Annotated in this window: 20 protein-coding genes and 1 tRNA gene; 14 read left to right on the top strand and 7 right to left on the bottom strand. The window is 62.5% G+C overall.

The features are described from left to right. Positions 1–175 precede the first annotated feature (175 nt). From AAAX32_RS03765 to AAAX32_RS03745, 5 genes are all read left to right on the top strand, one after another. Positions 176–907 carry an amino acid ABC transporter ATP-binding protein gene (locus AAAX32_RS03765; RefSeq protein WP_022094215.1) on the top strand — a complete coding sequence of 244 codons (732 nt, stop codon included), beginning with the start codon at positions 176–178 and terminating at the stop codon, positions 905–907. Positions 908–915: 8 nt separating this feature from the next. Further along, positions 916–1,791: a transporter substrate-binding domain-containing protein gene (locus tag AAAX32_RS03760; RefSeq protein WP_195239944.1), complete on the top strand. Its 876-nt coding sequence runs from the start codon at positions 916–918 to the stop codon at positions 1,789–1,791. 25 nt (positions 1,792–1,816) lie between these two features. Next, a complete protein-coding gene (locus tag AAAX32_RS03755; RefSeq protein ID WP_022094217.1) occupies positions 1,817–2,563 on the top strand; it encodes an amino acid ABC transporter permease in 747 nt (248 codons plus the stop codon). 3 nt (positions 2,564–2,566) lie between these two features. Beyond that, positions 2,567–3,205, top strand: coding sequence for an amino acid ABC transporter permease (locus AAAX32_RS03750; RefSeq protein ID WP_055285379.1), 639 nt, complete (start codon positions 2,567–2,569; stop codon positions 3,203–3,205). 171 nt (positions 3,206–3,376) lie between these two features. Further along, on the top strand, positions 3,377–4,000 hold the full coding sequence (locus tag AAAX32_RS03745) for a cytidylate kinase-like family protein (protein ID WP_055251542.1): 624 nt from the start codon (positions 3,377–3,379) through the stop codon (positions 3,998–4,000). A gap of 126 nt (positions 4,001–4,126) precedes the next feature. On the opposite strand, the gene gltA is transcribed toward AAAX32_RS03745, so the two are convergent. From gltA to glmU, 5 genes are all read right to left on the bottom strand, one after another. After that, positions 4,127–5,536, bottom strand: coding sequence for an NADPH-dependent glutamate synthase (gltA, locus tag AAAX32_RS03740; RefSeq protein ID WP_342996874.1), 1,410 nt, complete (start codon positions 5,534–5,536; stop codon positions 4,127–4,129). Then, on the bottom strand, positions 5,527–6,366 hold the full coding sequence (locus tag AAAX32_RS03735) for a sulfide/dihydroorotate dehydrogenase-like FAD/NAD-binding protein (RefSeq protein ID WP_006235793.1): 840 nt from the start codon (positions 6,364–6,366) through the stop codon (positions 5,527–5,529). Before AAAX32_RS03735 ends, gltA begins: the two co-directional genes overlap by 10 nt. Positions 6,367–6,740: 374 nt before the next feature. Continuing rightward, positions 6,741–7,370: an aminoacyl-tRNA hydrolase gene (gene pth, locus AAAX32_RS03730; RefSeq protein WP_349100041.1), complete on the bottom strand. Its 630-nt coding sequence runs from the start codon at positions 7,368–7,370 to the stop codon at positions 6,741–6,743. Positions 7,371–7,594: 224 nt separating this feature from the next. After that, on the bottom strand, positions 7,595–8,581 hold the full coding sequence (locus tag AAAX32_RS03725) for a ribose-phosphate pyrophosphokinase (RefSeq protein WP_022094252.1): 987 nt from the start codon (positions 8,579–8,581) through the stop codon (positions 7,595–7,597). Positions 8,582–8,772: 191 nt separating this feature from the next. Next, positions 8,773–10,185, bottom strand: a complete 1,413-nt coding sequence (gene glmU / locus AAAX32_RS03720) for a bifunctional UDP-N-acetylglucosamine diphosphorylase/glucosamine-1-phosphate N-acetyltransferase GlmU (RefSeq protein ID WP_349100040.1) — start codon at positions 10,183–10,185, stop codon at positions 8,773–8,775. A 208-nt stretch (positions 10,186–10,393) separates the two neighbouring features. Here glmU and AAAX32_RS03715 point away from each other — a divergent pair, with 208 nt between their 5' ends. The 3 genes from AAAX32_RS03715 to AAAX32_RS03705 are packed head-to-tail and all read left to right on the top strand — an operon-like array spanning position 10,394 to position 13,633. Next, a complete protein-coding gene (locus AAAX32_RS03715) occupies positions 10,394–11,272 on the top strand; it encodes an energy-coupling factor transporter transmembrane component T (protein WP_349100078.1) in 879 nt (292 codons plus the stop codon). A gap of 50 nt (positions 11,273–11,322) precedes the next feature. After that, positions 11,323–12,915: an ATP-binding cassette domain-containing protein gene (locus tag AAAX32_RS03710; RefSeq protein WP_349100039.1), complete on the top strand. Its 1,593-nt coding sequence runs from the start codon at positions 11,323–11,325 to the stop codon at positions 12,913–12,915. Positions 12,916–12,919: 4 nt separating this feature from the next. After that, on the top strand, positions 12,920–13,633 hold the full coding sequence (locus AAAX32_RS03705) for a DUF6580 family putative transport protein (protein WP_349100038.1): 714 nt from the start codon (positions 12,920–12,922) through the stop codon (positions 13,631–13,633). A 148-nt stretch (positions 13,634–13,781) separates the two neighbouring features. Here the strand turns inward: AAAX32_RS03705 and AAAX32_RS03700 are convergent, their stop codons facing one another. After that, on the bottom strand, positions 13,782–14,600 hold the full coding sequence (locus AAAX32_RS03700; RefSeq protein ID WP_349100037.1) for an exodeoxyribonuclease III: 819 nt from the start codon (positions 14,598–14,600) through the stop codon (positions 13,782–13,784). Between the two features lie 113 nt (positions 14,601–14,713). Here AAAX32_RS03700 and AAAX32_RS03695 point away from each other — a divergent pair, with 113 nt between their 5' ends. The 3 genes from AAAX32_RS03695 to AAAX32_RS03685 all read left to right on the top strand — a co-directional run bounded on the left by AAAX32_RS03695 (position 14,714) and on the right by AAAX32_RS03685 (position 17,994). Next, a complete protein-coding gene (locus tag AAAX32_RS03695) occupies positions 14,714–15,466 on the top strand; it encodes an NAD-dependent protein deacylase (protein WP_161115243.1) in 753 nt (250 codons plus the stop codon). A gap of 95 nt (positions 15,467–15,561) precedes the next feature. Next, positions 15,562–17,292 carry a dihydropteroate synthase gene (folP, locus tag AAAX32_RS03690; RefSeq protein ID WP_349100036.1) on the top strand — a complete coding sequence of 577 codons (1,731 nt, stop codon included), beginning with the start codon at positions 15,562–15,564 and terminating at the stop codon, positions 17,290–17,292. Beyond that, positions 17,293–17,994 (top strand): hypothetical protein, encoded by a 702-nt coding sequence (locus AAAX32_RS03685; protein WP_349100035.1) that lies wholly within the window; start codon positions 17,293–17,295, stop codon positions 17,992–17,994. It abuts the gene before it with no gap. Positions 17,995–18,139: 145 nt separating this feature from the next. On the opposite strand, the gene AAAX32_RS03680 is transcribed toward AAAX32_RS03685, so the two are convergent. Then, on the bottom strand, positions 18,140–18,913 hold the full coding sequence (locus AAAX32_RS03680) for a type III pantothenate kinase (protein ID WP_346982001.1): 774 nt from the start codon (positions 18,911–18,913) through the stop codon (positions 18,140–18,142). Between the two features lie 196 nt (positions 18,914–19,109). Between AAAX32_RS03680 and AAAX32_RS03675 the strand changes: the two genes are divergently transcribed. The 3 genes from AAAX32_RS03675 to AAAX32_RS03665 all read left to right on the top strand — a co-directional run bounded on the left by AAAX32_RS03675 (position 19,110) and on the right by AAAX32_RS03665 (position 22,510). Beyond that, a tRNA-Met gene (locus AAAX32_RS03675) sits at positions 19,110–19,186 on the top strand. A 447-nt stretch (positions 19,187–19,633) separates the two neighbouring features. Next, entirely contained in the window at positions 19,634–21,664 is a 2,031-nt protein-coding gene (gene bilR, locus AAAX32_RS03670) for a bilirubin reductase, long form (protein ID WP_349100034.1), read from the top strand. A gap of 450 nt (positions 21,665–22,114) precedes the next feature. After that, positions 22,115–22,510 carry a transposase gene (locus AAAX32_RS03665; protein WP_006235758.1) on the top strand — a complete coding sequence of 132 codons (396 nt, stop codon included), beginning with the start codon at positions 22,115–22,117 and terminating at the stop codon, positions 22,508–22,510. Positions 22,511–22,718: the final 208 nt, after the last annotated feature.

Below are 22,718 nucleotides of genomic sequence, written 5' to 3'. Positions count from 1 at the left end.
CACTCATTGGGGACAGGCTTAAATGAGTGCCCAATGGGTGGGTACTCATTTAAGCCTGTCCCCAATGAGTGGGTGGAAGGTTGCGGGTTCTTTACGGGAATGTAGTGTGGGCTGCGGAAACGCGGTTCTTTCCGTACAATAGTTCAACTCGTGTAAACGCAGGGAAGGGACATTCATGGCAGACATGATCGAGATCAAGCATCTCAACAAGTACTTTGGCGACCTGCATGTGCTCAAAGATATCAATCTCACCGTCAAGCGCGGCGAGAAGCTCGTAATGATCGGGCCTTCCGGCTCGGGTAAGTCGACGCTCATCCGTTGCGTCGATTATCTGGAGGAGCCCACGTCGGGCGAGGTCGTCATCGACGGTACGCCGCTCACCAAAAAGAATCACCTGGAGATGGCTCGCAAGTATAGTTCCATGGTGTTTCAGCAGTTCAACCTGTATCCCAACATGACGGTGCTCGGCAACCTGACGCTCGCGCCCATCAAGCTGCAAAAGAAGAGCAAGGAGGAGGCGACCGAGATCGCCATCGCTGCGCTCAAGCGCGTCGGCATGGCACATAAGGCCGGCGAGTATCCGCAGAATCTCTCGGGTGGTCAGCAGCAGCGCATCGCCATCGCCCGTGCCCTGTGCACCAAGCAGCCCATCATCCTGTTTGACGAGCCGACCTCGGCGCTCGACCCCGAGATGGTCCAGGAGGTTCTGGACGTTATGATTGAGCTCGCGCAGGAGGACATCACCATGATCTGCGTGACGCACGAGATGGGTTTTGCGCGTCAGGTGGCCGACCGCGTCATCTTTATGGAGGACGGCCGCATTCTGGAGGAGGGCACGCCCGAGCACTTCTTCGATAACCCCGAGAACCCGCGCTGCCGCGAGTTCCTGTCCAAGATTCTGCACTAGGCGCGGTGATGGACATGACGGATATGACGAGGGCGGCCGTGTCGCGCCGCCACTTTTTGCAGCTGGCGGGCGCCGGCATGCTCGCGCTGACGGGGACCGCGCTTACCGGTTGCGGCAACTCCGCCGGCGGCGAGGGTTCCGACAAGGGGTCCAAGCTTGCGGCCATCAAGTCGCGTGGCCATCTGAATGCCGGCGTTAAGAAGGACGTTCCCGGCTATGGCTATTACGACACCGCCAAGGGCCGCTTTGAGGGCATGGAAGTCGATTTGTGCTACCAGATCGCCGCTGCCGTCTTTGGCGTGAGCTACAAGGAGGCCCGCGCCCAGGAGCTTGTCGAGTTTACCGACGTAACGCCCAAGACACGCGGCCCGCTGATCGATAACGGCCAACTCGACGTGGTCGCGGCGACCTACACCATCACCGACGAGCGCAAGAAGAGCTGGGATTTCTCGACGCCGTACCGCACCGACTACGTGGGGCTCATGGTCAAGAAGCGTTCGGGCTTTACCTCGATTGAGGATCTGGACGGCAAGGTCATCGGCGTGAGCCAGGGTGCTACCACGCAGGGCCTGATCGAGCAGATGATCAAGGACAACGGCTTTAGCTGCAAGCCAGAGTTTAGGGCCTTTAGCGGCTATCCCATCATCAAGAGCTCGCTCGACGCCGGCAATATCGACGTCTTTGCCATGGACCGCTCCACGCTGGCCGGTTACATGAACGAGACCGTTGAGCTGCTGCAGCCCGAGGTCAAGTTTGGCGAGCAGGGCTACGGCGTGGCGACCAAGAAGGGCTGCGACCTTTCGGCCGTGGTCGATCAGGTGATTTGCGATCGCCTGGCCGACGGCTGGCTCGACCAAGAGGTCAAGACCTGGGGTCTTGTATAGGCGCATCGTCCAAGGAAGGAATCAAATGCTCGAAGGATTATTTGACGCCGACCGTTGGTCGACGACATTTCAAAATATGGGGCCCTTCTGGGAGGGCTTTGGCGTGACGCTGCAAGTGGTCGTTGCCGGCCTGCTGTTGTCGCTGGTGCTGGGCACGCTGCTGGGCGTGTTCTCTACCACTCGCTCGCGCGTGCTGCGCGCCATAAGCCGCGTGTACGTGGAGTTTTACCAGAACACCCCGTTGCCCGTGCAGGTGCTCTTTATGTACATGGCCGGTCCGCAGTTTTTGCAGGCCATAACCGGTGCCGACCAGCCGGTGCGCATCGCGCCGTTCGTGCTGGGCTTCTTGGGCGTGGGTCTGTATCACGCGGCCTACATTTCGGAGGTCATCCGCACTGGTATCGAGGCGGTTCCGCGCGGTCAGATGGAGGCGGCCCAGAGCCAGGGCTTCACCCGTGCGCAGGCGTACTGGTACATCGTACTGCCCCAGACATTCAAGATCATTCTGCCGCCGCTGTGCAACCAGGCGCTCAACCTGGTCAAGAATACGTCGGTGCTGGCGCTTGTGGCCGGCGGCGACCTTATGTACCGTTCCGACAACTTTGTGAGTCTGTACGGTTACCTGCAGGGATACATCGTCTGCTGCCTTATGTACTTCATCATCTGCTTTCCGCTCGCCATACTGGTGCAGTGGCTCGAGCGCCGCTCCAAGGAGCGTCCGCGCGGTGTGAGCCTGGCCGAGCTGGGGCTCGACAACGTAGAGGAGGCCTAGCGCATGGAAATCTTCAACGCGACCAACCTGCTCTACATTTGGGGCGGCTTTGTTAAGACGATCGAGATCTCGGCGCTGTCGATCTTTTTCTCGCTCATCTTTGGCACGGTGCTGGCGCTTGTTAAAAGCTATGCGCCCCGCCCGTTCCGTATTTTGGTGAGTGCCTATATCGAGCTGTTCCGTTGCACGCCGAACCTGCTGTGGATCCTTTTTATCTACTTTACGGTGCAGGGTTTGGACATTGTGATTTCGACCATCGCCTTTACGCTGTTTACCAGCGCTGTTATGGCTGAGATTGTGCGCGGCGGCCTCAACTCGATTCCGCGCGGCCAGTTTGAGGCAGCGCAGAGCCAGGGCTTTGGCTTCTTTGCCACCATGCGCTACATCATTCTGCCGCAGACGTTTAAGACGATCATTCCGGCGCTGTTTAGCCAGTGCACGACCGTCATCAAGGACAGCTCGTATCTTTCGGGCATTAACGTGGCCGAGCTCATGTACACGGCAAACGTCGTGATGGCCCACGCGATCGACCTGTCGCAGGTGCTTATGCTCTACGGCCTGGTGTTTGCGATGTACTTTGTACTCAACTTTGGTATCTCGCTGCTGGTCCGAGCGTATCAACGTCGTATTGTGGCAGCGTAGTCCTGCTTCCCCAAGCACGGCATCTTGCCCCTCAATCGTCGCTTGCGTACATTTAGTACGCGGCGCTCCTCTTTCGGGGCAATCTGCCGCACTTGGGAAACCAGGACGGTCGTAAGTGACAAAATGAGAATCAGGAATCGCCTATTTCTCATTTGTTAGAAAGGAATCGCGATGAGCGATCTGGAGAACAAGAAGAATCCTGTGGTCATTACCATCGCGCGCGACTTTGGCGCCGAGGGCCACGAGATTGGTCGCATGCTTGCCGACGAGTTGGGGATTCCGCTGTACGATAACGAGCTGCTGGTGCGTGCGTCGCTGCGCGCGGGCGAGTCGCTCGACAAGATGGCCGCCTATGATGAGCGTCTGGCCGTGGAGAACATGGCGTTTCTGCCCGACCGCTACGATGCGCGTTCGTACTCGGATAAGTTGTTCCAAAAGATGAGCCAGGTGATTTTGGATCTGGGCGAGACCGAGAGCTGCATTATCGAAGGTCGTCTGTCCGATTACCTGTTGCGTAACAACCCCAACCACATTGCCGTGTTGGTGACCGCTCCCTTTGAGGACCGCGTCGAGATCGTGCGCAAAAAGCGCGGCCTCAACAAAAAGAAGGGCGCCAAGTTGGTTAAACAGCAGCAGAAGGCGCGCGAGGCGTTCTATAAGCGCTACAGTGCCGGTAAGTGGAAGATGACGAGCGGCAAGGACATCGTCGTCAACCGCGCCAAGCTGGGCCGCGAGGGTTGTAAAGACGTTATCGCCGCTGCCTACCGCTACAAGGTGGCACAGCTCGAAGGCTAGCTGACCAAAACCACCACAAAGGTGCCTGTCCCCATCGTGGTGGTCGGGCGATCGGCATAGAAAAAGTCCCCGCCGGGCGTGTGCTCGACGGGGACTTTGCCGTTTGATGGCTAGCGTTGAGGGTGATTACTCGCCCAGCAGGCTCTTGGTGATGGAAGCGGCGGCCTTCTTGCCGGCGCCCATCGCCAGAATGACCGTAGCGGCACCGGTGACGATGTCGCCGCCGGCCCAGATGCGGGGATCGGTGGTCTGGCCGGTCTCCTCGTCGGCGATGATGTAGCCCCACTTGTTGAGCTCCATCTTGCCGCCGATCTTCTTTGCGAAGGGGTTGGCGTTGGTACCGATAGCCGAGATTGCGACGTCGCAGGGAATCTCCTCGATGGCGCCCTCGATGGGCACCGGGCGACGACGGCCGGACTCGTCGGGCTCGCCGAGCTCCATCTTCTGGACCTTGACGGCGCACACGGAGCCGTCCTCGCCAGCGACAAACTCGAGCGGGGAGACGAGCGGCAGAACCTCGACGCCCTCGGCCTTAGCGTGGTGCAGCTCGGCGCGACGGCAGGGCATCTCGTCTTCGGTACGACGGTAGGCGATGATGGCGTGCTCGGCGCCCAGGCGCTTGGCGGTACGGACGGCGTCCATAGCCACGTTGCCGCCACCAAAGACAACGACGTTCTTGCCGTGCTTGGTGGGGGTGTCGTACTCGGGGAACTTGTTGGCCTTCATCAGGTTCACGCGGGTGAGGTACTCGTTCGCGAAGAAGACGTTGGGCAGGTTCTCGCCGGGGACGTTGAGGAACTTGGGCAGGCCAGCGCCGGTCGCCACGTAGATGGCGTCGAAGCCCTGCTCGAACAGCTCCTCGGCCGTGGCCATGTTGCCCACGACGGAGTTGTACTCAAACTTGACGCCCATGTCCTCCAGGCCGTCAATCTCGCGCTTGACGACCGCCTTGGGCAGACGGAACTCGGGGATGCCGTAGACCAGCACGCCGCCGCCGGTGAAGAATGCCTCGAAGACGGTGACGTCAAAGCCGTTGCGGGCGAGCTCGCCGGCGCAGGTGATGCCGGACGGGCCGGAGCCGACGACGGCAACCTTCTTGCCGTTCTTGGGGGCCATCTTGGGCGTGGAGGCGAGCTCGGGGCGGTCACCCAGGAAGCGCTCGAGCTGGCCGATGGCCACGGGCTCGGACTTCTTGCCACGGATGCACTTGCCCTCGCACTGGTTCTCCTGCGGGCAGACGCGGCCGCAGATGGCGGGAAGCATGGAGTCCTCGCGGATGGTATCGAGAGCGCCGCCGAAGTCCTTCTCGCGGATCTGTTCGATAAAGCGGGGGATGTTGATGTTGACGGGGCAGCCCTCAACACAGAACGGCTTCTTGCAGTTGAGGCAGCGCTCGGCCTCGGCCAGCGCCATCTCCTCGGTGAAGCCCTTGTCGACGGGGCGGAAGTCGCAGGCGCGCTCGGCAGCCGGCTCCTCGTTATCGGGGGTGCGGGGCGACTTCATATCGGCAACGAAACGACCGTTAACTAGTGGCATGCGCAGCTCTTTTCCTCATAGGCCTTGAGGGACTCGCCCTCTTCGGAACGGTAAGCGGCCTGGCGGGCACGAAGGTCATCCCAGTCGACCAGGGTGGCATCGAAGTCGGGGCCGTCGACGCAAGCGAACTTGGTCACGCCGCCCACCTCGACGCGGCAGCAGCCGCACATGCCGGTGCCGTCAACCATGATGGGGTTGAGGGACGCGGTGATGGGGGTGTCGTACTTCTGGGCGGTGAGGGTCGAGAACTTCATCATCGGAACGGGGCCGACGCAGAAGACCTGGCTCACGGCCTTGTCCTGCAGCAGGCGCTCCAGCGGAGCGGTAACAACGCCCTGCTCGCCGTAGGAGCCGTCGTCGGTGGTGATGTGGATGTGGTCCTCGTCGAGGAGCTCGCGGAACTGGTCCTCCATGAGCAGGAGGTCCTTGGTGCGGGCGCCCATGATGGCGTGAACTTCGTGACCGGTCTCGACCAGGTGCTTGGCGACCGGGAAGGCAATTGCCAAGCCGACGCCGCCGCCAATGACGGCGCAGGGGCCCTCGGCCATCTCGGTGGGAACGCCCAGCGGGCCCACGACGTCGCGCAGTGACTCGCCGGCCTCGTAGGTGGAAAGCATCTCGGTGGTCTTGCCGATCACCATGAAGATGAACTCGACCCAGCCCTCGTCACCGTTCCAGCCGGCCAGGGTAAACGGGACACGCTCGCCCGTCTCGTTGGCGCGAACCATGAGGAACTGTCCAGCGTGCGCATGCTTGGCGATTGCGGGCGCCTCGATGCGGAACTTGAACACCTTCTCCGAGAACTGCGTCTTCTCCAGGATCTTATACATAGAACCCCTCTCTTGTTAGGGCCGCCGAACCGTGCCTCCACGGAAATGGACGGTAGCCCGAATAAAACCGTACGCGCACAGGCGTTGTGCAGACATACGGTGCAAATTATACCCTCATGGACATGTCACTTACGTGTGTCTTCGGCGGTTGGGAGCAGGGTTTATCCACTTTGGCCTACCAAAGGGGGAGAGGTTTATTTTGGTCGGTTTTATCAGGTAAAACGGCAAAGGGGGCCGGCCTCGGGTTGTGATGAGTCCGGCCCCCTTTGGGGTGCTGTGCATGTATGTCGGCGCGCGGTTGATTGCGATGCCGCAACTGGGGCGTTTCCGCAGGTAAAACCTGCCAAAATAAACCTGTCCCTAAATGATAGGTTTTAGTGCTTGCCGTTGGCGGAGGCGGCGCCGTTGACATGGTCGCGGGCATAAACCACGCCGTGCACGATCGCCAGGCCGGCGGCGTCGGCCGCGCGGGCGCAGGTGTCCTGGAAATCCTCGGCCTCGCGGGCGCGCAGCTGCTTAAGAACGTAGTCGGCGACGGCCATCTTGCCGGGAGGGTTGCCGATGCCGGTGCGGATGCGGCTGAAGTCGCGGCTGCCCATCTTGTCGATGATGGAACGCAGGCCGTTGTGACCGGCATGGCCGCCGCCCACCTTAACACGCACGTCGCCGGCGGGAATATCGAGCTCGTCGTGGATTACGAGCAGCTCCTCGGCCTTGATCTTGTACTCGCGACAGAGCTTGGAGATGGGGCCGCCCGAGGTATTCATGTACGACTGCGGCTTGACCAGCACAATCTGGCGCTTGCCATCCTCTTCCTCAGCATCGTTGATATTGATGAGCGCGACCTCGGCGCCTGCTTGGTTTTTCCAGTACGTGACGCCGGCCTGACGGGCCAGCTCGTCGATTGCCTTAAAGCCGGCGTTGTGGCGGGTCTCGGCATATTCCTCGCCAGGGTTGCCAAGCCCTGCAACCATGCGAATCTTAAGCGGCTGTGCAGCTGCCATATTTGTCCTTCCGTTACATAAAAAGTTTAATCAACGACAAAGGCTACCACGCCCGCCGAAGGCGAGGCTTTGCTTCAGCGAAATCCCACCAGACAAAAGCGCGGCCGCGGCAGAGCGAGCCGTCGGAACAGAAGAAACCCCCGCGCGACCTTTGCGAAGCAAGGGGGAGCGCGGGGGTTTCTTCTGTTCCGACGGCGATGCGCCGGGTTGCAAGGACGATGCGACTACAGCGCGAAGTCGCCGCCGACGAGCGTGGAGACGGGCTCCTCGTGGTAAACGGCGGAGATGGCCTGAGCGAACTCCTCGGCGACCGAGATGGTCTTGATCTTGCCGCCGACCTCGACGGGAATGGCGTCGGTGACGAGGCACTCGACGATCGGGGCGTCGTTCAGACGCTCGATGGCCGGACCGGAGAAGATGCCGTGGGTGGCGCAGACGTAGATGTCGCCAGCGCCCATAGCCTTGAGCTCCTTGACGTTGGCGCACAGGGTGCCAGCGGTGTCGATCATGTCGTCGTTGATGATGCAGGTCTTGCCCTTGATGTCACCGATGATGCCCATGACCTCGGCGGCGTTGTGGCGCGGACGGCCCTTGTGGGCGATGGCCAGGTCGCAGCCGAGCATGTCGGACAGCTTCTTGGCGGCCTTGGCGCGGCCCACGTCGGGGGAGACGACAACCAGGTTGTCGGTGTCGAAGTGCATGTCGTTGTAGTACTGGCCAAACAGCGGCAGTGCGGACAGGTGGTTAACCGGGATATCGAAGAAGCCCTGGATCTGGCCCTGGTGCAGGTCGAGGGTGATGATGCGGTTGACGCCGGCGCGCTCGAGCAGGTTGGCGACGAGGCGGGCGGTGATGGGCTCGCGCGGGCCGGCCTTGCGGTCCTGGCGGGCATAGCCGTAGTGGGTGATAACGGCGGTGATGGAGCGGGCGGATGCGCGCTTGGCAGCGTCGGTGGCGATGAGCAGCTCCATGAGCATGTCGTTGACGTTGCCGCCGGCCACGGACTGAATCAGGAAGACGTCGGCGCCGCGGACGGTCTCGTCGTAGCGGGCGTAAATCTCACCGTTGGCGAACTGCTTTAGCGTAAGGCCCGAAAGCTCGACCCCAAGGTACTCAGCAATCTTCTGAGCGAGGGGACGGTTGGAGGAACCGGAATACACGCGGATGGACTTGCGCATATTCTCCGACTTCTCGGGATCATTAATCGGCATTACCCTTCTCCTTTATATCGAATGCCATATAGATGCCTTGTTGCATTGTAACCGCGCGACGGGGTTAATCGGGTCTTGATAACGTCTTTACCGTCAACGGACACGAACCGACCACTCATCCGGTTGCGCAGGTCACGATAGAAAAAGGAGCTGCTCCCATGGGAACAGCTCCTTAGATGCTTGGTAAAACGTTATACCTCGTCGTCTTCGTGCAGACGGCGGCGGTAATCGGCGGCCCAGCCCTCAATGTTTACCTGACGGGCACGGCCCAGGCCAAGTGCGTCGGCCGGGACCGGCTCGGTGATGACGGAGCCGGCGGCCACGAGCGCGCCGTCGCCGATCTGGGCGGGCGCGACCATCATGGTGTCGGAACCGATGAAGGCGTCCTTGCCGATGACGGTCTTGTGCTTGTGCACGCCGTCGTAGTTGCAGGTGATGGAGCCCGCGCCCACGTTGACGCCGGAGCCCATGGTGGTGTCGCCGATGTAGGACAGGTGCGGCACCTTGGAGCCCTCGCCGATCGTGGACTTCTTGATCTCCACGTGCGTGCCGGCCTTGGAGCCGTCGAGCATGTGGGTGCCCGGGCGCAGGTAGGCGCGCGGGCCGCAGTCGACGCCGTTCTCGATGACGGCCTCGATGGCGATGGTCTCATCGATGGTGCAGCCGCTGCCGACGGTGGTGTCGGTGAGACGGCTGTTGGGGCCGAGCTGGCACTCTTCGCCCACGGTGACGTGACCGATCAGATGCGTCTGCGGCCACACGACGGTGTCTCGGCCGATGGTGGCATCGGGGCCGATCCAGGCCTGCGTGGGGTCGATGAAGGTAACGCCCTCGGCCATCCAGTGCTCGTTGATGCGGTCGCGCGCGATGGCGGTGAGCTGTGCGAGCTGGATGCGGCTGTTGACGCCCAGGCCGTCGCGGTAGTCATCGCAGTGGAAGATGGAGACTGCCTGACCATGGCCTTTGAGGATCTCGAGCATGTCGGGCAGGTAGTACTCGGATTGCGCGTTGTCGTTGCCGATCTCGTCAATGTGGGCGGCGAGCTGCGCGCCGTCAAAGGCGTAGCAGCCGGCGTTGCACTCCAGCAGCGTGGCGGCCTGCTCGGGCGTGCAGTCTTTCTGCTCGATGATGCGCTCGATCTGGCCGTCGGCGCCCAGCTTGATGCGGCCGTAGCCGAAGGGGTCGGGCGGGGTCATGGTCATGACGGTGCAGGCGAGCTCGCCGGTGGCGACGGTTTGCGCGAACTTGGCAACGGTGTCGGCGGTGATGAGGGGCAAGTCGCCGTTGAGCACGACGACGGGGCCTTGCGTGATGCCGCAGGCCTCGAGCGCGACTTTCACGGCGTGGCCGGTGCCCAGGCGCTCGGTCTGCTCAACGCACTCGACCTTGGTGGCGCTGTTGGCGTAGGTGCCGTCGATAAGGGCGCGCATCTCGTCGGCGTGGCTGCCGATGACGACCACGACGCGGCTGCAGCCGGCCTTGATGGTGGCGTCGACGATCCACTGGACCATGGGCTTGCCCAGGATCTTGTGCGAAACCTTGCAGTGGTTCGACTTCATGCGGGTGCCCTCGCCGGCAGCGAGGATAATTGCGGTTGCGTCCATGTGATCTCCTGTTACGTTATAGAGACGTGTGTTTGGAAACGATACACGGCGCAATATGATACCGCAGGCATATGTTGAGCGCGTAACGATTGGTTTGCGGCGGTTGAGGCTTGCGCCGCCGGCGTGGCGTTTGCGCTGCTTGCGTGCAGCGTTGGCGGTGCTGCGAAGCTGTCGTTTGAGCGAGGGGACGGGGGCGCCCGTGGATATCATGCGAGAGGAATCGGGCAACGAACCCGTCGCGGCATTTTCGATGTCGCATCCGGCGGTGCCGGCGTTCTACATGGCGTTGACGCTGGGGCTCACCATGTTCTCGATGCAACCGGTGCTGATCGCGCTGTCGCTTGCGGGCGGGCTGGCGTACGGGCTTGCGACGCGCGGCGCTGCGCGCACGTTGGGGGCGCTTCGCTGGCAGCTGTCGGTGATTTTGATTATCGCGCTGGTCAATCCGCTGTTTAGCGCTTCGGGTTCGACGGAGCTGTTTCGTATTGGCATGCGTGCGGTGTATCTAGAGAGCATGGTTTACGGCCTGTGCATGGGCGGGCTGTTTGTGGCGAGCGTGCTGTGGTTTGAGGCGGCGGCGTCGATGCTCGAATACGACAAGGTGCTTGCACTGTTGGGCAACGCCGCGCCGGTGATCGCACTCATGATTTCGATGTGTATGCGGCTTATCCCACAGTTTTTGCGCCGCGGCCGCACGGTACTGGCGGTGCAGGATGCGATTGATGTACCGGGGCGTGCGCCCACCGATCCCGTGCGATCGCGCCTGCGGGCGTCGAGCGTGCTGATGGGCTGGGGCATGGAAGATTCGCTTGAGCGCGCGGATGCCATGCGCTCGCGCGGGTGGGGTGCTGCGTCGCGCCGTACGACGTACGCGCGGTATCGACTGGGGCGCAGCGACGTTGCCGCGCTGGTCGGGCTCGCGCTGTTTGGTGCCGCCGCGGTGGCAGTGGCATGGACCGCGACAACGCAGTATTCGTTTTACCCGCAGCTTTCGGTGCCGGCGCCGTGGCTGGGCTATGTCGTGTACGCTGCCTGGATGGTGCTGCCCTGTGTGTTACATGCGATCGATGAGAAGAGGTTCGGCTGATGGCTCGGTTGGATAGGGGCCCGGTGTCAGGCGCGGCGTGCGGCCCGGATATGCCGGCGATTGAGGTGCGGAGCCTGAGCTTTGCCTACCCCGGGGCCGATGCTGCGGTGCTCGAGGGGCTCGACTGGTCTGTTCCCCAAGGTGCATTTGCGCTGCTTGTCGGCGGTACCGGATCGGGTAAGTCGACGTTGCTGTCGCTACTCAAGCCCGAGATCGCTCCGGCGGGCGAGCGCACTGGCGAACTGCTCGTGCTGGGCGAGAACGTCGCCGACATGGATGTGCGGGCATCGGCGGAGCGCGTGGGCTATGTGTTCCAGGATCCCGAGAACCAGATCGTGTGCGAAACCGTGTGGCACGAGATGGCGTTTGGCCTGGAAAACTTGGGGCTAGCGCGCGACGAGATGCGCCGCCGTGTTGCCGAGACCAGCTATTTCTTTGGTCTGGAGGACTGGCTTCATCGCGATACCGATACGCTTTCGGGTGGCCGCAAGCAGCTGCTGTCGCTTGCCGCCGTTCTGGCGCTGCGTCCGCGTGTGCTGTTACTCGACGAGCCCACGTCTCAGCTCGATCCCGTTGCCGAGAAGAATTTTCTGCACGCGCTGTTTCGTGTGAATCGCGAGCTGGGCTGCACGGTTGTTGTGGCGACGCATCAGCCGCGCCCAATGCTCGAATACGCGACGTGTGCGTACCGGATTGAGGATGGCCGCGTGCACGAGGCGGCGGATATGGCATCTTTGGGACGCCGAGAATCGCTGTTTTCCGATGACACGTTGGGGTGGGGTGCCATCCGATGTGCAAAAAACGGAGTATTCAGCAGGCGTGAGGACAATTTGGGCTCTCTGGAGCCGCCCGGGGGCGTATCGAGCGCGAAAAAAAGTTTGGAATTGGACAAATCGTCCGAATTTGTGGCGCAAACGTCGCTCGAGAACGGCTTGGAAGCCTTCTCGCGCACGGATGGAAGCAGAATACTCCAAAAAATGCACGCTGGGTCGGCTACCACCCTGTCGGAAGGTTGGTTTCGCTACGATCGAGCGTCCGGCTGGGTGTTGCGTGGGCTCGATGCGTCGTTTTCGGCCGGTGCGGTGCATGCGATCGTGGGCGGCAACGGATGCGGTAAGTCGACGATGCTCTCGGTGCTGGCGAAGACCGCCAAGCTGCAGCGCGGCCGCATGGTGCGCGGAGCGGCCTCGGCGGCGTTGCTGCCTCAGAATCCCAAAGCATTGCTGGTTGCCGAGACGGTGTGCGACGAGCTGATGGAATGGGCTTCAGCCTGCGGATATGACGAGACCGTGGCGCGGGAGCGCGCGGCGAGCTTGGGGCTGGACGGCCTGGAGACGCGCCACCCCTACGACCTCTCGGGCGGACAGCGCCAGCTGCTCGCACTGGCAAAGCTGCTGCTGATCGGCCCCGAGCTGCTGCTGCTTGACGAGCCCACGAAGGGCTTGGACCTGGAGAGTCGCCGCACCATCGCCCGCGCCCTGCGTGACCATGCGAAGGCTGGCGGCACCGTCATCATGGCTACGCACGATTTGGACTTTGCCGAGCAGGTAGCCGACGACGTCGCCATGATGTTTGACGGCGAGATTGCCTGCATGGAGTCCCCGGCCGACTTCTTTGCCGACAACGTGTTCTATAGGGCGTGATGGGATGACGGACTGTCGTTTCTCGCGTTTGCTTGCAAAACTGGAGATCCCGCTGTTGTTGGCGGTGCCGGCGGTGATGGCTGCGTCGTTGCTAGCGGGCGTTGAGCAGGCGGCATTGGCCATGCTGGTTGTGGTGGCGCTGGTGCTCGCGCTGTTCTTTGCGGGTTATGAGGCATCTCGTCCGGGTTTGCGCCAGATTATGCCCACGCTGGTGCTCGCGGCGCTGGCGGCGGCGGGGCGCATCCTGTTTGGGCCCATTCCCGACTTTAAACCGGTGAGCGCCATCGCCATTATCGCGGGGGCGACGCTTGGTCGCCGCAATGGTTTCATGGTTGGCGCGCTGGCGGCGCTGACCAGCAATTTCTTTTTTGGGCAGGGCATGTGGACGCCGTGGCAGATGTATGCCTGGGGCCTGGTTGGCTATGTTGGCGGCGCGCTGGCGTACGCGGGTGCGTTCGACCGCGCCGACGGCACCGTGCGATTGCCGGCGCTGCTGGCGTACGGTTTTGCGTCGGGCTTGCTCTATGGCGTCGTGATTAACGCGTATGACATCATTGGATTTGTACAGCCGCTTACTTGGGCGGGTGCCGTGGCGCGTCTTGCCACGGCAGTGCCGTTCGATATTACGCACGGCCTTGCGACCTGCGTGTTTTTGGCCGCCTTGTACAAGCCTTGGTGTCGCCGCATTAACCGTGTCGTCGTGAAATACGGGCTGTAAGGCATTTCGCGTTCCCTCACGAACTTGCGGTGGAATAGTTCTCGTTTTTGGCTATTTGCTGCCCAAACAGGAACTATTCCACCGCAACTTATAGGGGGAGAGGGGTCACATGATTTGTTTTCCTCTGTCCCCCAGGAATTACTTGGGGCTAGAGCTCTAGCGTGAGGGTGACGGGGCAGTGGTCGCTGCCAAAGATGTCGCCGCGGATATCGGTGTCGCGCACGGTATTGGCGATTGAATCACTTACCAAGAAGTAATCGATGCGCCAGCCGGCGTTGTTCTTGCGGGCATTAAAGCGATAGCTCCACCAGCTGTAGACGCCCTCGACGTCTGGATTAGCCGTGCGCCAGGTATCGGTAAAGCCGGCGTCGAGCAGCTCGGTAAACTTGCCGCGTTCTTCGTCCGAAAAGCCGGCGTTGCCGCGGTTGGACTTGGGGTTCTTAAGGTCGATCTCCTCGTGCGCTACGTTAAAGTCGCCGCAGGTCACGACGGGTTTGCCGCTCTCGCGCTCAAGCGCGCTCAAAAAGCCGCGATAGGCATCATCCCAGGCCATGCGCACGTCGATGCGGGCGAGTTCGTTTTGCGCGTTGGGAGTGTAGACATCCACAAACCAGAACTTGTCGAACTCCAACGCGCAGACGCGGCCCTCGGTTGCGGCTTGGGCGACGAGCTCGGCCGCCTCGCCCTCGCCGGCGTAGGGCAGCAGCGCATCGGCGCGCAGTACGCGCAGCGGTTCCTGGCGGCTAAAGACCGCGGTGCCCGAGTAGCCCTTGCGCTCGGCGTAGCTCCAGGTTTGGTGATAGCCGGGCAGGTCGATATCGACCTGGCCCTCCTGCAGCTTGGTCTCTTGCAGCGCCAGGATATCGACGTCGAGTTCTTGCGCGATCTGGATAAAGCTCGGGTCCTTTTTGAGCACGGCGCGCAGGCCGTTGACGTTCCACGAGGCGAAAGTGTAAGTCTGAGGCATGGTGTCCTTTCGACGGGGTTGGCAGGCTTAAGATTAACGCAACAAGAGCGGGGCGGAGTCCGCGAGTGATAGTGCGAACGCCGCCGTCCCGGAGACACGGACGGAGGACTCATATGACGCAGGCAATATCGGACCCCAGGCAGGCCTCCGCCGCGCTGGCGGATCTGTTTGACACCCACAAGCGCGTGGTCTTCTTTGGCGGCGCTGGTGTTTCCACGGCAAGTGGCATCCCCGATTTCCGCAGCGTGGACGGCCTGTATCACCAGCAGTTTGCCTATCCGCCCGAGACCATGCTGTCGCATAGCTTTTACGAGGCGCATCCGGCCGAGTTCTTCGACTTCTACCGCACCAAGATGATCGCGCTTGGCGCCAAGCCCAATCGCTGCCACACCAAGCTGGCCGAGCTGGAGCGCGCCGGCAAGCTAAATGCCGTGGTGACGCAAAATATCGACGGCCTGCATCAGATGGCCGGCTCACGGCGCGTGTTTGAGCTGCACGGATCGGTCCATCGCAACATTTGCCAGTCGTGTAGCGCGGTCTATAGCGCCGAGTGGATTTGCTCGCGCGAGCACGAGGACGCCGCGGGCGTGCCTGCGTGCCCCGCGTGCGGCGGCCGCATCAAGCCCGATGTAGTGCTCTACGAGGAGCCGCTCGACGAGCACGTGCTGACCGGTGCCGTTGCCGCCATCGCCGCGGCCGATGCCCTCATTGTGGGCGGGACCTCGCTCGTGGTGTATCCGGCGGCAGGCCTTACGCGTTACTTTACCGGCGATACGCTGGCTATATGCAACCTTGCTCCCACCGATCAGGATGCAAATGCCGACCTGCTGATTTCTTGCGACATCGCGGCCGCGTTTGCGTTCTAGCCCGCGCGCGCGGATACAATAGAAAGACTGAGTGCAAAGCGACCCCGCCGCCAGCTCCCCAAGCTCGGCGGCGTGGGCATTTTAGGAGGATGTTCATGGCGAACGACAGCAAGACATGGCGGTGCGGAAAGTACGAGCTCAGCTTTGACCGTCCGCGCATCATGGGCGTCCTCAACGTGACGCCCGATTCGTTTAGCGATGGCGGGGAGCACTTCGACCCGGACGCCGCCATCGAGTACGGCCTAGCGATGCTCGACGCCGGCGCCGACATCATCGATGTGGGCGGCGAGTCCACGCGCCCTGGTTTTACCCCGGTCAACCCCGACGAGGAGGCTCGCCGCGTGCTGCCCGTGGTGCGCGCGCTGGCCAAGGAGGGCGCCATCGTCTCGATCGACACGCGTCATGTGGCGGTTGCCAAGGCGGCCGTGCGCTGCGGCGCCTCGATCGTCAACGACGTGACCGGCTTCACCGACCCCAAGATGGTCGAGTTTGTTAAGACGAGCACCTGCGGCGTCATCGTGATGCATGCCGGCGAGGTCGCCGCGCCCACCCGCACGCACGCAACGGTGCAGCTCGATACCTCGGCAGCGGCGTTTGTTGCCGAGAAGGCGCGCGAGGCGGCTGCCGAGGCCGCGCGTGAGGCCGAGAAGCCGGCTCGCCGCCGTCGCGGCAAGTTGCTGGGTGAGCCTAAGTCGGAGGCCAAGCTTCCGGGCGGCGTGGTGCAGCCCTCGTTGCCGTTTGGCGAACCGGAGCCCACGTCCGAGCCTGCAAGCGAGCAGGAGACGCCCGCCGCCGAGCAGACTGCTGCCGCCGAGACCGTCGCGCCCGCGCCCGCAGCCACCGAGGCCGCATCGGAGTCCAATGACCGTCTGGCCGCCATGATGCGCCGCAGCGCCCGCCGCGAGGAAGCCTACGTGCCCACCTCGCAGCTCCGCCGCTTCACCCTGCCCGATTCGGCGCCCATTATGCGCCGCGTCATGGGCTTTCTGTCTGACCAGGCCCGCACACTCATCCATGCCGGCGTGTCGCGCGACCGCATCTGCATCGATCCTGGCCCGGGCTTTGGTAAGTCGGCTAACGAGGACATCGTCATCCAGCGCGAGACTGCCAAGATGGCGTCACTGGGCTATCCGCTCATGTGCGCCGTGTCGCGCAAGCGCTTTGTGGGCGCCGTCTCGGGCGTGACCGAGGCCGCCGAGCGCGATGCCGCTACGTTTGGCGTGTGCCTGGGCGCCATCCAGGCCGGTGCCAACATCGTGCGCGTGCACGACGCCGCGGGTTTTGCGCAGTTCCTAAACGGCTACTGGGCGGTTGCCAAGCCACAGCCGCGCCGCGCGTTTGTGGCCGTGGGCTCCAACCTGGGGCATCGCTGCGACAACATCCGCGCCGCACGCGAGATGATCGCCGAGATTCCACTCACCTGCGTGTCCAACTCCTCCAAGATCTACGAGAGCGAGCCTGCCTACGAGACGCGCCAGGACGCGTTTGCCAACGCCGTCATCGAGATCAAGACCGAGCTGGCGCCGTTGGTGCTGCTCGACGAGCTTATGAAGATCGAGGCCGAGCTGGGGCGCGACCGCTCCAAAAAGGCCAAGGCCAACGGTCCGCGCACCATCGACCTGGACCTGCTGTGGATGGACGGCGAGACCCACGGCGGCAAAAAGCTGCGCCTGCCGCATCCGCTGATCGGCGAACGCGATTTTGTGCTGGTGCCGCTCGAGGACCTGATGCACGACCCGGCGCGGTTCTTCCGCTACAACGGCGTCGAGGTCAAGGAGCCCGAGGACCGCGTGGGCCATATCGTGGGCGAATTGGGGCGTATGTAGATGATCGAGATGAATGCTGTTGTCGCTGGCACCGAGCTCGACGCGGCGCGCGACGCGGGCCGCGAGGGCATGTCCGCGGGCTGGTGCGCGTGGAGCGCGGGCGATGCATCGCTGATGTTTTCGCTGGTCGTGCGCCCCGATGTGAACATGCATGCCTTCCACGGCCTGCCGTTTGTGGCGGCTATGGGCATGATGGACGCGCTTGTGGGCACGGCTTCGACGCCGGGGTTGGGCCTTGCCGGTAAGGTGGGTATCCAGTGGCCGAGCGATATCGTGTGCGGTGCGCCTGCGTTTGAGACGTCGCTCGCGCGTGTTGCCGTGAACGGCGGTGCCGGTGCTGCGGGCATGTTCGGTGCCGTGACGGTGGATATTGAGCGTTCGGCGCTGAGCGAGCTTGGTGTGGACGTGGCTGACGAAGCGCTGGTCGAGACGCTGGCCGCCGCCGTGCTGGCCCGCGTGGACGCCTGGGCGGTTGTTGCCAACACGCCGCAAGGCGCCGCAGGGCCGCTGGCTCCCGTGCTGGGCGAGTACTTCGACATGGTGCCGCTGCTGGGCCGCCAGGTTGCGGCGGTGTCTCCCAACGGCTTGCCGCTTGCGGTCGGTGTGTTTGCGGGCCTGGACATCTGGGGCCGCGCGACCATCAAGACCGATGCCGGCGAGCAGGAGTTTCCGCCCGAGGCCGTACGAATTCGCGGGCTGTAACGCGAGGCGCCCGCGCTCAAAGATAACGATGACAACGAAGCCCTCTTCGGCCTGTGCCGGGGAGGGTTTCGCCTGTCTGGGGAATGGGCTTGGCGAACGTTTGCGGGGACTGTGGCATCGGGCGTGCTTGACTTAAGCCCCTGCTCTATCCCAGCTCCTGCATGCGGCGGTAGATTTCGCAGATGCCTTTGATGGTGAGTTGGCCGTCGACTATGTCGAAGGCGTCGGTCGAATCGGCGACGATGCTGGCGAGACCGCCCGTGGCGATAACGGTGGCATCCTCGCGGCCCAGCTCGCGCTTCATGCGCGCGACCAGGCCCTCAGCCATGGCGGCGGCGCCCGTTACGGCGCCGACCTTGATGCACTCCTCGGTATCGCGGCCGATGGCGTGCTCGGGCGCCTCGAGCGGCACGCTGGCGAGCTTGGCGGCACGGGCGGCAAGCGCGTCCATGGAGATGCGAATGCCCGGCGCGATCGCTCCGCCAATGTAATAACCGTCCTCATCGATGACGTCGATATTGGTCGCGGTGCCAAAGTCCACCACGATCGCCGGCGCGCCATAGAAGGTCTCGGCAGCGACGGCGTTGGCGATGCGGTCGGCACCAACGGCCTGGGGGCGCGCCGCCCGCAGCTTGGTTACGGCGGCCGTCTGCGGCCCGATGACGATGGCGTCCGCGGCAATGCGGTCGGCCACGGCGTGCCACTCGCGCGAGAGCTGCGGCACCACGCCCGCAAAGGCGATCGCGTCGACCGCATCGAGCGAAAGGCCGTACATCTTAAAGAAACCCATCAGGCGCACATGGATCTCGTCGGCGGTATAGGAGCGGTCGGTGGGCATGCGCCACGACTGCACCAGCTCGTCTCCGTCAAACAGGCCCATGGCCGTCTGCGTGTTTCCCATATCGATAGCGAGCAGCATGTCTACTCCCGGTGTCGGCATAAAAGGACGCGCACCATTGTATACGTGCCGTCGACGGCGCTCGGCTGCGATTCGTTTACGGTGATAGGGGCTGAGGGGTTTAAATATGAAGGAATTATGCTCTACGAGATTTTCCTTGCCGTTTACCGAACTCCCGCGTAATATTCTTTTTTGCGCACATGAGGCGCCCAGACATTGCGGGGTGGAGCAGTCTGGTAGCTCGCCGGGCTCATAACCCGGAGGTCGTAGGTTCAAATCCTGCCCCCGCGACCAAGAACTTGCAGCTCGTCGGCCTAGCCGGCGAGCTTTTTTGTTATTCCGGGACTGTGTTTTCGGTCCAATTCTCGGCTTCTTAAACAAAATCTCGATCTGTAACATCTAGACCCGATTTGGGCGGCTAAGTGTTACAGATCGAGATGTTTCGGCAGGACGGTCTTCGTTTGTCTAAATCTGTAACACGAGGGACGGATTTTGCCGAGTTGTTGTTATAGATTGAGATTTTTTAGCAGGCGGGTTTGGTTTGTCTCGATCTGTAACAGTAAGACCCGGTTTTGTCGCGTAACTGTTACAGATTGAGACAAACCGACGGGCCGCCCTGCCCCATCCACCTGCCGCTACCTGCTGTCCGCCGATTTCCGTTGCGCTGTTGTATTCCCATGCCATATCCTCTAGACAACTACGCGGCAACATCGCCGCCGCGCCTACAAGAGAGGAATGTCCATGACCGCACCTGCATCCAAGCTGCTTCAGCCCATTACGGTTGGCCCCCTTGAGCTCAAAAACCGCATTATGTTTCCGCCGCTGACCACCGGCTACGAGGAGCGTGACGGCTCCATTGGCGAGCGCAGCCTGGCTTTTTACGAGCGCTTGGCCCGTGGCGGCGTGAGTTACATCGTCATCGGCGACGTTGCTCCCGTCATGACCGCAAGCCCCACGCCCAAGCTGGCGGCCGACGCCCAAATCCCCACGTTTAAGGCCCTGGCCGATGCCGTCCACAAGCACGGCGCCAAGGTCGCGCTGCAGCTGTTCCACCCCGAGTACGACGTGCCCGGTGTCGGCCGCATGGTCATGGGATCCATGGCCGCCGCCAAGGCCGCGCAGGAGGCCAAGGCCGCCGGCGACGAGGAGACCTTTGCCGCCAAGATGGCCGAGTCCAACGAGATCCGCAACCAGGCCTACGCCAAGCTGCACCACGACATGCAGCACTTTGTGAACGAGGCGAGTGTGGAGCAGCTCACCCAGATCAAGGAGGCTATCGCCGCCTCGGCCGCTCGCGCGCAGCAGGCCGGGATCGATGCCATCGAGGTCCACGGCGACCGCCTGGTAGGTTCGCTGTGCTCGGCCATCCTCAACCAGCGCACCGACGAGTACGGCGGCTCGTTCGAGAACCGCGTTCGCTACGCGCTGGAGGTCGTCGCTGCCATTAAGGAAGCCGCGCCGCAGCTGATGGTGGAGTACAAGCTCCCCGTGATCATGGAGAACCCCGACGGCACGCCGCGCGGCAAGGGCGGCCTGCAGCCCGACGAGGCCTGCGAGTTCGCCAAGCTGCTCGAGGGCGCGGGCATCGATATGATCCAGGTCGCACAGGCCAACCACACCGGCAACATGGGCGACACCATTCCGCCCATGGGCGCCATGCCCTACAACTGGACGCTGCCCGTGGCCGAGCGCGTCAAGGCCCTGGTCTCCGTGCCGGTGGCAACCGTGGGCCGCGTGGTTTCGGTCGAGGCCGGCGAGAAGATTCTGGAAGACGGCGCCGCCGACATCATCGCCTATGGCCGCTCGCTCATGTGCGACCCCGACATTGCGCTGAAGGCCGCCACGGGTGAGCCCATCCGCGAGTGCCTCAACTGCAACAAGGGCTGCGTCGACGCGATTCAAAACCGCAAGTACATCTCGTGCGTGCTCAACGCCGAGAACGGTGACGAGGCGACCATAGCCATTAAGCCGGGCGAGGGCGACAAGAAGATCGCCGTGGTGGGCGGCGGTATTGCCGGCCTGGAGGCCGCGCGCGTGGCAGCCAAGCGCGGCTACGACGTGACCGTCTACGAGGCGAGCGACCATCTGGGCGGCCAGATTGTGCTGGCGGCCGCGCCCCCGCGCAAGGACGAGATCATGCGCTCGGTCGAGTACTACGAGAAGATTCTGCCTGGCCTGGGCGTGAAGGTCGAGCTCAACCACGTCGCTAGCCCCGCGGACCTCAACGCCGCCGACGCCGCGATTGTGGCTGTGGGCGCACACGACGTGGTCATTCCCGTTCCGGGCGCCGATTCGGACAAGGTCGTCTCGAGCTGGGACGTGCTGGCCGGCAAGGTGGAGCTTACGGGCCGCGTCGCCGTCATTGGCGGTGGCCTGGTGGGCACCGAGACTGCCGAGTACCTGCTGCAGCACGGCTGCGAGGTGGCGATCGTGGAGATGCTCGACAAGATTGCCGCGGGCGAGTCCGAGACCATTCTGCCGCTGATCATGAGCGACTTTGCCGAGCACAACGTGGAGCAGCACGTGAAGACCCGCCTGACCGCCATTACCGACGAGGGCGTGGAGGCTGTTCACACCACCGAGGACGGCGCCGAGGAGCCGGTAAAAATCGCCTGCGATTACGTGGTGATGGCCGTGGGCTCCAAGGCCAACGCGTTTGACTTGGATGGCGTGACGGTGCCCGTGACCCGCGTGGGCGACTGCTCGGGCGAGCGCACCGCCGACATTGCGAGCGCCATTCGCACGGCATATCACGCGGCCAACGAGCTGTAGTTGAACATCGCGGCCAGGCGGGGCGGTAGCACGGATCCGTCTCGCCCGGCTGTGTCCCGTCGGGTGTCAACCGGTGCGGGGCCTGCAAGCGCAGCAGGTCCCGCCCTTTTTGTTTTGCTCCGGTGGATGGCAATGCGCGGTAATCATGAGGAGTGAGGACGTCTACTGCCTCGCAGATCACTCAAAATTATTGGGGGAGGGGTTAATAACTATATCCTCTACACCAAAGGACATAAAAGAGATGTCAATTTTGTTGACAAGCGAATGACGATTAGCTGCGAGTCAGCTACCAGCGTAAATAATCGATAAAGAAATGTCGTAATTTGGTGCCAAATGCCCAGATAACGCCGCGTCTATTTTAATTAACTGCTTTGAGCAAACAGTAAAATGCTACTATCTAACTTGCACGTAAGAAAGCAGATTAACGGTTAAGGCTAAGAAGTGGCAGGTATGTCGGAAGCAACTAGGACTCGCACGCATGCGCCCGAGGTTAGACAGCGCGCCGTCGAGATCCTCCAAGAGGGGGTCGGTCATCGCGCCCTCGCCGCGGAGCTTGGCATTCCCCAGGCCACGGCTCGTCAGTGGGCCCGCGCGTATGCCGTGGGCGGTGCCGACGCCGTTCTCAATGCCGGTTCGCATCATCACACCTATTCGTACGACGTAAAGCTCGCTGTGGTTAAGGACCGTCTGGAAAACGGCTTGACGGTTCGCGAGGCCATGATCAAGCACAAGATTCCCAGCGAGTCTTCGGTCAAGGCTTGGTGCCGTCAGTACCGCGAGAGCGGTGAGTCCGCACTGGTCGATAAGCCGCGCGGTCGCAAGCCGCGCGTTAAAAAGGCGGAATAGCAAACGGGATGGTGCGCCCACAGGGGCGCATTTTTCTTGCCGCGCCAACTTTTTGGACCGGCGCGAGCCTGTCGGGACATCCTCCAAAGTGGCCAATAAACTGCGCGCAGTGGCCCGCGCGCCTGTCGCTGCGATAGGGGGAGCGTCGCCTCTCTGCTCCAAAGCGGACGTGCCCTTGCCCCGTACGCCTAAAACTCCCCAGTTGACC

Origin of the sequence: Collinsella sp. CLA-ER-H3 (assembly GCF_040092425.1) — a bacterium.
Lineage (GTDB): Bacteria > Actinomycetota > Coriobacteriia > Coriobacteriales > Coriobacteriaceae > Collinsella.
This window is presented reverse-complemented; position numbering and strand designations above follow the sequence as displayed.

Coding starts and splice junctions, on each gene's coding strand:
- AAAX32_RS03680 (WP_346982001.1), bottom strand. CDS start 18,913: ATGCTGCTCGCTATCGATATGGGAAACACGCAGACGGCCATGGGCCTG.
- glmU (WP_349100040.1), bottom strand. CDS start 10,185: ATGGACGCAACCGCAATTATCCTCGCTGCCGGCGAGGGCACCCGCATG.
- AAAX32_RS03710 (WP_349100039.1), top strand. CDS start 11,323: ATGCCGGCGATTGAGGTGCGGAGCCTGAGCTTTGCCTACCCCGGGGCC.
- AAAX32_RS03715 (WP_349100078.1), top strand. CDS start 10,394: ATGCGAGAGGAATCGGGCAACGAACCCGTCGCGGCATTTTCGATGTCG.
- AAAX32_RS03665 (WP_006235758.1), top strand. CDS start 22,115: ATGTCGGAAGCAACTAGGACTCGCACGCATGCGCCCGAGGTTAGACAG.
- AAAX32_RS03705 (WP_349100038.1), top strand. CDS start 12,920: ATGACGGACTGTCGTTTCTCGCGTTTGCTTGCAAAACTGGAGATCCCG.
- AAAX32_RS03745 (WP_055251542.1), top strand. CDS start 3,377: ATGAGCGATCTGGAGAACAAGAAGAATCCTGTGGTCATTACCATCGCG.
- gltA (WP_342996874.1), bottom strand. CDS start 5,536: ATGCCACTAGTTAACGGTCGTTTCGTTGCCGATATGAAGTCGCCCCGC.
- bilR (WP_349100034.1), top strand. CDS start 19,634: ATGACCGCACCTGCATCCAAGCTGCTTCAGCCCATTACGGTTGGCCCC.
- AAAX32_RS03765 (WP_022094215.1), top strand. CDS start 176: ATGGCAGACATGATCGAGATCAAGCATCTCAACAAGTACTTTGGCGAC.
- AAAX32_RS03750 (WP_055285379.1), top strand. CDS start 2,567: ATGGAAATCTTCAACGCGACCAACCTGCTCTACATTTGGGGCGGCTTT.
- AAAX32_RS03725 (WP_022094252.1), bottom strand. CDS start 8,581: ATGCCGATTAATGATCCCGAGAAGTCGGAGAATATGCGCAAGTCCATC.
- AAAX32_RS03700 (WP_349100037.1), bottom strand. CDS start 14,600: ATGCCTCAGACTTACACTTTCGCCTCGTGGAACGTCAACGGCCTGCGC.
- AAAX32_RS03695 (WP_161115243.1), top strand. CDS start 14,714: ATGACGCAGGCAATATCGGACCCCAGGCAGGCCTCCGCCGCGCTGGCG.
- AAAX32_RS03760 (WP_195239944.1), top strand. CDS start 916: ATGGACATGACGGATATGACGAGGGCGGCCGTGTCGCGCCGCCACTTT.
- AAAX32_RS03755 (WP_022094217.1), top strand. CDS start 1,817: ATGCTCGAAGGATTATTTGACGCCGACCGTTGGTCGACGACATTTCAA.
- AAAX32_RS03685 (WP_349100035.1), top strand. CDS start 17,293: ATGATCGAGATGAATGCTGTTGTCGCTGGCACCGAGCTCGACGCGGCG.
- pth (WP_349100041.1), bottom strand. CDS start 7,370: ATGGCAGCTGCACAGCCGCTTAAGATTCGCATGGTTGCAGGGCTTGGC.
- folP (WP_349100036.1), top strand. CDS start 15,562: ATGGCGAACGACAGCAAGACATGGCGGTGCGGAAAGTACGAGCTCAGC.
- AAAX32_RS03735 (WP_006235793.1), bottom strand. CDS start 6,366: ATGTATAAGATCCTGGAGAAGACGCAGTTCTCGGAGAAGGTGTTCAAG.